Origin of the sequence: Vibrio sp. ED002 (assembly GCF_023277445.1) — a bacterium.
In the GTDB taxonomy this organism is placed as follows: domain Bacteria; phylum Pseudomonadota; class Gammaproteobacteria; order Enterobacterales; family Vibrionaceae; genus Vibrio; species Vibrio jasicida.
Map to the genome: position 1 here is coordinate 85,849 of NZ_CP080240.1, position 7,876 is coordinate 93,724.

Annotated in this window: 3 protein-coding genes and 3 pseudogenes; 5 read left to right on the forward strand and 1 reads right to left on the reverse strand. The window is 44.2% G+C overall.

What is annotated here, in order from left to right; genetic code table 11:
* Window positions 1–398: 398 nt before the first annotated feature.
* From ITG12_RS27500 to ITG12_RS27520, 5 genes and pseudogenes are all read left to right on the forward strand, one after another.
* Complete coding sequence (locus ITG12_RS27500) at window positions 399–2,927, forward strand: DUF6543 domain-containing protein (RefSeq protein ID WP_248875203.1); 2,529 nt, start codon at window positions 399–401, stop codon at window positions 2,925–2,927.
* Window positions 2,928–3,331: 404 nt separating this feature from the next.
* Window positions 3,332–4,678: a sphingomyelin phosphodiesterase gene (locus ITG12_RS27505; protein ID WP_248875205.1), complete on the forward strand. Its 1,347-nt coding sequence runs from the start codon at window positions 3,332–3,334 to the stop codon at window positions 4,676–4,678.
* A 129-nt stretch (window positions 4,679–4,807) separates the two neighbouring features.
* Window positions 4,808–6,032, forward strand: a pseudogene (locus ITG12_RS27510) (IS256 family transposase).
* A 28-nt stretch (window positions 6,033–6,060) separates the two neighbouring features.
* Window positions 6,061–6,204, forward strand: a pseudogene (locus tag ITG12_RS27515) (IS110 family transposase); the annotation flags it as partial.
* A gap of 521 nt (window positions 6,205–6,725) precedes the next feature.
* On the forward strand, window positions 6,726–7,496 hold the full coding sequence (locus tag ITG12_RS27520) for an alpha/beta hydrolase (RefSeq protein WP_248875207.1): 771 nt from the start codon (window positions 6,726–6,728) through the stop codon (window positions 7,494–7,496).
* A gap of 118 nt (window positions 7,497–7,614) precedes the next feature.
* Here the strand turns inward: ITG12_RS27520 and ITG12_RS27525 are convergent.
* A pseudogene (locus tag ITG12_RS27525) lies at window positions 7,615–7,850 on the reverse strand (IS256 family transposase); the annotation flags it as partial.
* Window positions 7,851–7,876: the final 26 nt, after the last annotated feature.

A 7,876-nucleotide genomic window follows, 5' to 3' on the forward strand; every position in this document is an offset into this window, starting at 1 on the left:
CGTCCTTATACTTCGTTTCATTTCGTCTCCTTGGACAGTAAGTGATGAATGCTAGGTAAGTTCAGTGTGCTTGCTACACGGTTTTATAATCGTAGTACATAGATTAAATACTTGAGTCGTTGATGAATCTGGCATCAGAGTGTGTCTTTTGAGGTGATGTTGAGTCGGGAGGGGCGTTTAGGGGAATGAAAGCACGTCCCCGTTAAAGAAAGCTTCAGTACGCATTGATTTTATAAATTTATTTTTGCACTATTTGCTTGCCTTGTTATGAGTTTAATTTCATTTGAGAAGGTTCCTTGATTAGGGCATTCAGTTCACTTCGTTTCATAGGTTTTGGAATGACATACTATGTATGCCCTGTCATCACATAGAAGATATGTTCACTATAAAGACAATTTATGACTAAAAAAATATCGACCCTCCTTGCCGTGACAACGGCTTTCATGCTGCCAACTTATCCCGTGATTGCCAAAGGTAACATCAGTGTTACTCCCCCTTTACTGTCTGAGTCGTTGCTGCCATTTGATAAAGCGTGGCAACTTGATTTTGCAAAAGAGTACGCGCACATGCTCCTCTCCTTGCCCGATCCTATACGAGTCACATCAGAGAGAGTAAAAGAATCGCTCGCTCAACATGGGTACCATGATATTGATCCTGATGCGGTTTTTTATCATCGCTTCAACGGGGCGCAAAGCAGCCATCGAACGTATAATGGATGGGCCCATTATGAACATCCAAACGAATCTTATACGCTTACCCAAGCGGTCATGCTCAATGCATTCGGTCGGTATCGAGATTCTTTTCCTGGTACCATCAATGTGGATACTGGGATTTATACACAAGACGCAAGCGGTGATGCGTTTGACGAAAGAAATGAAGTCCGCTTACTTTCATCCACACTGTGGGACATCGCTTACGACGAGTTAGATATCCAGCGTGCCTACAGTGAAGCATTAACCGAATTTTGGTCCCAGAATACCGCACGTTACACCCAGCTACAGCGAGACAGCTATGCCTTTTCAGCGTATCAGCAGTACCATCATGGTCTACTCAACCAAGCTCAGTACCAATTGGCCATCGCCATACTCTCTCCTTCTCAGAGAAGAGAAGTCAGCGTGTACCGTTTTGATGTCTATGGTTATGATTCGACCGATATCTTATTGATTGAGCCAAAGGACGGAGAAGGGGGCTTGCTTTATACCCCTGGTGCCCAGCAACCGTTTTGGGCGTACCGCAGTGAGCGCCAGCTCAAAAAACACTTATTCAAAAGCTTAAGAGTCCCTTCAAACCGAAGGGGTTTGCAATCGCACTTTAGTCTGTATTTAAGACAAGATGGCGCAACGTACTCCGGTGTTGATACGGCTTTGAAAGCATTTGCCTCAGGGAATTGGTCCGAGGGGTACATGATGATGAAGCGTCATCAGGTCGACGGGAATGTGTTTGCTCGTATGACGGAACAGATGAAAGCGCGCCTGGTCAGCGATGGGGATACCATGATCAAATCGGATCAGGAGGCGCAACGTGATTACCTTCTTTCGGTCGCCTATAGCGTGATGACTTTATTACCGGTGGTCGATGTCATTGCCCCTGAGGTGGGTATTCCATTGAACATCGGTGTAAGTACGGAACTGTTTGGACTGAGCCTCGATAAAGCGCTGCACGGTGACACATTGCAAGAACGTTTAGAAGGCACAAAGATGAGCTCAATGAGTGCCGCTATCATTGGAGCGACGACACTTTTGCCCGCCCTTGCACAATATGGTCGTGGATTGGCAGAAGCAACTGAAATGGCGACCGAGTCCCTCCCGAATACGATTGTGGCCAACTCTGGCTTTCCCGTCGAAGAAATGGATGGTTTTACTTCGATGCCTCGTGTCATCGTACACCCACAAACGAAAGAAGAGCTTCTCGGTGTCAAATTAACGGACAGTGGTCGAAATACGTTACTTCGATCTGATGGGTTTGCTTACTACCGTGAAGTTGACCCTTCTAGCGGGCGATTAGTAGCAGATACGCGTATCGTGCGAACCATTAACCCTGATACTGGGGAAGTTCAGTGGCTAGAGAATGCTGGACTAAGAGGTGGAGGAGATATCATCAATAATGACGTCACTTCTGAAAGCGAGAGAAGTACGTTGCCTGATCTGTTGTTACCTGAGGATCTGCCAGAACGTCCTGGTATCGGTGGATCTGGCTATGCTGATATGGGGGGAGGAAGAGAAAACGAAGCCTTAAGAGATTTTTTTGAACTGGAGCAGAAAGTCGACCCCTATGCTTATCTGACAGAGGTCGATCAGCTTCATGAAGTGAGTGTTAGAGCGCAGCAAGAAATCAACCACCTGCCATTTTATCGCCATTACGATCCTGAGGTGAGAGGCTCACTTGTTTTTCGGGGAGACAATCGTTTACCAGACGAGCTATTTCATTCTGGTTTCAATCGTAAGGTTGAGCCGATTGAATATATTGAGCATGCCCATCATACTCGCGGGATCCGCGGCGTGATTTCAACCACGACCGACCAACGTATTGCGGTTAACTATGCCTTGCATAATCAACGTGGCTATGTGTATGCGATAGAATTGAATCATGGCGGTAAATCAGTAGAGACTTTGTTGAGAGGGAAATCTCTCAGTGAAATTGCGACCTTAAATATTCCTCCTGAAGACATTATGTTCGCGCTGGGGCCTTTTACGGGGACTGATACGTCGTACGCAACGTTAATGGAGAGCGAAGAGTTGAGAACGGCAGAGCTGATTATCAATCCACATTCACAAGCGTCGTTGGAAGTGGCAGAAAGAGCTTTTGAGAAGATGAAATCCACGTTGAAATACCCACTTAGCCCAGAGATGTCTTTTAGCGATCGCTACGCAAATAGAGCCGATTTATTTTGGCATGAGAGTGAAGCTCAGTCGCCGACGTTTCACTAACTCGGACTGTTCACGGTGATGAACCGGTTGTTGTACCCTAGCGTGTCGGCTTGACTGAACGGGGCTTGATACAGAAGAGTGGTTTATGGTTAGTGGGGAGACATCGCTTGGATGACTGCTGTATAAGTATGTGCCAATCGTAACAACCTTGGATAATGCCATCTACACCAAATAACTTAGTTAGTGGAACTGTCAATTAGCCTATTGGCTACAGTCAGAGGTATCGCAATCATAACGACAGTGCATAAAAAAGTCACCTCTGTCGTTAGAGCGTGTGCTTGTTGGTGCGAAGTTCACCGAGCTTATGAGCAGAGCTATAGTTCTGCCGGAACGACACTATTGCTGTCAATTAAATATTCGAATTTATTAATAATACCAAAGCATCTCGATTATCAGGAAGAAAAATGATTAGAAAATTCAGTTATGTTGTCATCTTTTGGCTAATTTCATATCAAGCTTCATCTAGCTCCGTCTATTATATCAATCGCACTAGCCTCCCCGTTAAAGTCATCGTTCGAGCTAGTTCAACTACTTCTGTAGAAGAAGGGAAGCAGTACCAACTTTATAATGAAAATATGGTCATATCGGCTTATGGCCGAGCAAAAGTTGCAGATATTAATCGTTATAATGGCTTAGAATCGGGACACACTTATGACTTCGACTTTTTCTTATCTTATCAGAACCCTGATGGTTCTTGGGATACAGACTTACGACTCATTAGACCTCGAGTCAGGCTAGAAGCTAATATTTACGGTTCCAGGATGCTACATGGTTTTAGTAGTAGAATGCTAGCACGCCATAGTGAGCCTTTAACCCGGGATGTATATTTGGCAAACAATAAGCACCGTGAATTTGGGATTAAACCAATATATCGAGCTGGTTTTGATGATATTGAAATCGTGATTTCTGAACATGAGGCCACTAAAGTTGAACATAATCCAAATGTCTTAAATATAGCTAGCTATAACCTTTGGATGATACCTTCCATCTCCTTAGATATCTATGCTCGAGCGAAGGAGATTGGCCACTATCTAACGGGCTACGATGTATTGGTGTTACAGGAGGCTTTCTCCGGCTACAGGGAAGAATTATTTGATGATCTCGCTTTTGAATATCCTTACAAGACCGATGTTCTCAATGGCGGAGGCGGAGCGCTTTATGATGGGGGGATTATAACTATGAGTAAATACCCGATCATTGACACTGATTACCTAGTGTTCGAGCATTGTACTGGTACTGACTGCTATGCAGATAAAGGGATCGTATATGTAAAAATAAATAAAAACGGTGTCCCTTATCATATATTCAATACTCACCTTGCATCTTATGAAACATTGGAAGCGAAGCGACTGAGACGTCTCCAGCTCGGTTTACTGAGAACTTTTATGCTGACTAAACAAATTCCAGAAGATGAGGCGGTAATTTATGCAGGAGACTTTAACATTGACAAGAACAGTGATGTGGTAGAATACCTTCTCATGCTGGCAACACTTGAAGTCTCTCCACCGGAGTATAGAGGTTATACTCTTGCGACCTTTGATCCAAATATCAATAAATACGCCCGCGCTCAGTATTCTGGAGGTGTTAAAGCAGAGTTCTTAGACTATATATTTGTTAGCAATCGACATCGACAAGCGTTTTCTAATACAAATACGGTCAAGTTAATGCAGAAAGTTAGTAGTGATACTTGGGGGAAGTGGCATTTGTCGGATCATTTCAGTGTCATTGGACATTTCATATTTGATGAATAAATGAGGCTTTATAGTTAGAGATTTCACTTCTGAGCTATGCTGATTTCTGGTGTATGGAAGAGAAAGGAAGTTGCGGTGTAATCTGTTGATGTAGTTCTCGCCAGAACGATTAACAGAAAGGTACACCGCATGACTGATAATACTGTTGTTTCACTGAATACACCACAAGACCCACTTACAGAACTGATACGCCAAGGGGCTAGAGATTTGATTGCACAAGCTGTTGAAGCTGAGCTTCAACAGCTTGTGCAACACCAGAATGTAATGGTTGACGGCAAGCAAGCCATCGTTCGCAACGGTTTCTTGCCTGAGCGAACCTTGCAAACAGGTGTCGGTGATGTCGAAGTGCAAATTCCTAAGGTACGAGATCGCTCAGGGCATGGCGTCAAATTTAATAGCAACTTGATACCACCCTATCTCAAGCGAACAAAGAGCGTTGCAGCACTGCTCCCGTTACTCTATATCTACGGGCGATATGCTGCCTGCTCTGGAGTCTCTGCTTGGTAAGGATGCGAAAGGCCTGTCAGCCAACAGCATCTGTCGCCTCAAAGAGCGCTGGTATGCTGAGTATGAACAGTGGCGTAAGCGTGACCTCGGTAGGCGTCGCTATGTTTACGTTTGGGCTGACGGTGTTTACTGTCACGTTAGGATGGACGATAAGCTCTGCTTACTCGTCATCATTGGTGTCGATGACACTGGACGCAAAGAAGTCCTTGGCGTTCTGGATGGTCATCGAGAGTCAGAAGCAAGTTGGACGGAACTCATTGAGCAGCTACGAGCACAGGGATTACAGTTAGCACCGAAGCTTGCCATCGGAGATGGCGCGCTTGGCTTCTGGAAAGCGGTTGCTAAGTGCTGGCCTCAAACGACTCAGCAACGGTGCTGGGTACATAAGACGGCGAATGTGCTTAACAAGGTGCCCAAAAGCGTACAACCACGAATGAAGGAAGCACTGCAAGATATCTGGATGGCAGAGACTAGAGATGATGCTTATCACGCCTTCTCAACCTTCCAGAGGCGCTTCGAAGCCAAGTATCCCAAGGCAACGGACTGCTTGGTGAAAGATAAAGCTGAAATGCTGGCGTTCTACGATTACCCTGCAGAGCACTGGGTTCATATCAGGACAACCAACCCAATAGAATCGATGTTCGCCACAGTACGTTTACGCACGAACAAGACGAAGAACTGTGGAAACAGAAAGACTACGTTGATGATGGCCTACAAGTTAATGCGCAGTGCAGAGACGAAGTGGCGTCGTCTACGAGGTTTTGCACTCCTAGCGGATGTTGTGCAAGATGTTCGCTTCATCGATGGAGTGAAAGAAATGGAGACTCATCAACAGGCTACCGCATGATCTCCATACACCACATTTGACAATAGCTCAAAAAGATGCGTGGTTGCTCAAAGCAGTGAAAAGGCTAGGTTTTAAGAAGACCTGCATCGCACTGGCGAACAAGACTGTCAGAACTGCATGGGCAATGCTTCGCTATGGAACCGAATATCAACCAATAACGTTAACAAACTAAACAGACGTAATAATTTATACAATGATGATGCATAAAAGGTAAGACCAACCTACTGAAAACCTGTCCCTCTGGAAAATGCTGACTAAAAGAAGCTGTTATCCTGAAAAGGAAAGTAGGTGCGCAACCATCATAGGTTAGAGGGTAGCTCCCTCAATAAGAAACCGAATATATGCCCGCATCTTAACTCTTAGAATTTTTCATTGTGTAAAACGTGGATTCCATATATGCCAGAGAGGGGTAGGAAGTTCTCAATGTAGGGAACAATGAGTAGTATTGTGTTTTATTGATCAACATGCAACGAGCTCTAATATTATTATACCCGAGCACAAAAAATACCCTTTTTAAGATAGGTACTCAGACCATAAAAGTACGTGTTTAATAGTTGTAGTGGCCTAGCACTCAAAAATTTGCGACAGAACCGTCTAGAGGCTAAGTTGGAGGAGAGGGCTCAATGAATATCACACTTTTCAAGAGGGATTCGCAACGCGTGGCATGTTCACTATGCGTTGGTTTTACTGTTTATGGAAAATAGAAACGGTTATATAGGTGTTAATGACTCGAAGATTTATTTCGAAGTTTCAGGTAATCCCAATGGAGAACCATTATTGATGCTACATGGTGGTCTTGGTTCACTTAATGAGCTAAGCAGCATTTACCAATATGTAGCTACTGATTATAAGTTGATAAGTGTCGATTTTCGTGGACATGGAAAATCCTTATTAGGTGAACGGCCACTTAGTTACATGCAGTACCAAGAAGACATTCAACATGTACTTAGCTATCTGAACATTGATAAATATTCAATTTTTGGCTTTAGTGATGGCGGCATCGTGGGCTACCGGCTAGCGGCACAAGAGCCTGAAAGAGTTTCTTGTTTGGTTACACTCGGTTCACAGTGGCGACTAAAGGCAAATGACCCATCAATAGAATTGTTAAGTGGCTTAACTCCTGATTTTTGGTCTTCAAGATTTGCCGATGATGTTGCTTTTTACGAATCTTCAAACCCTGAACCGAATTTTCCTAAACTGGTAGACGCGGTAAAAGCAGTTTGGCTTGATACAACAGAATCTGGTTATCCGTTTGATATGGTGGAAAAAATCTGCTGTCCAACATTGATCATGAGAGGCGATAACGACTTCCTATTTTCGTTAGATGAAGCAGTGGCGTTAAAGTTAAAAATTGCAGGTAGTAGCTTTGCCAATATTCCACTGACGGCTCACTCATCCCATCAAGAATCGCCAAAGTTAGTAGGTGAAATGCTAAAACAGTTCATAACGTCGTACAAAAACTAACAAACGTTTAACTGTCAACATAAGAAAGGCTTGCACTATAAACACCAGATATATTGATGCAAAAAAGGACTGGAGCGTACAGCGGGAAAAGCTATTGTCAAATGTGGTGTATGGATGGTCATGCTGTAGCCTGTTGATGAGCCTCCATTTCTTTCACTCCATCGATGAAGCGAACATCTTTCACAACATCTGCTAGGAGTGCAAAACCTCGTAGACGACACCACTTCGTCTCTGCACTGCGCATTAACTGTGGGCCATCATCAACGTAGTCTTTCTGTTTCCACAGCTCTTTGTCTTGTTCGTGCGTAAACGTACTGTGGCGAACATCGATTCTATTGGGTTGGTTGTCCTTATACAAGCGGCGGCATAGCCGCCTGAGC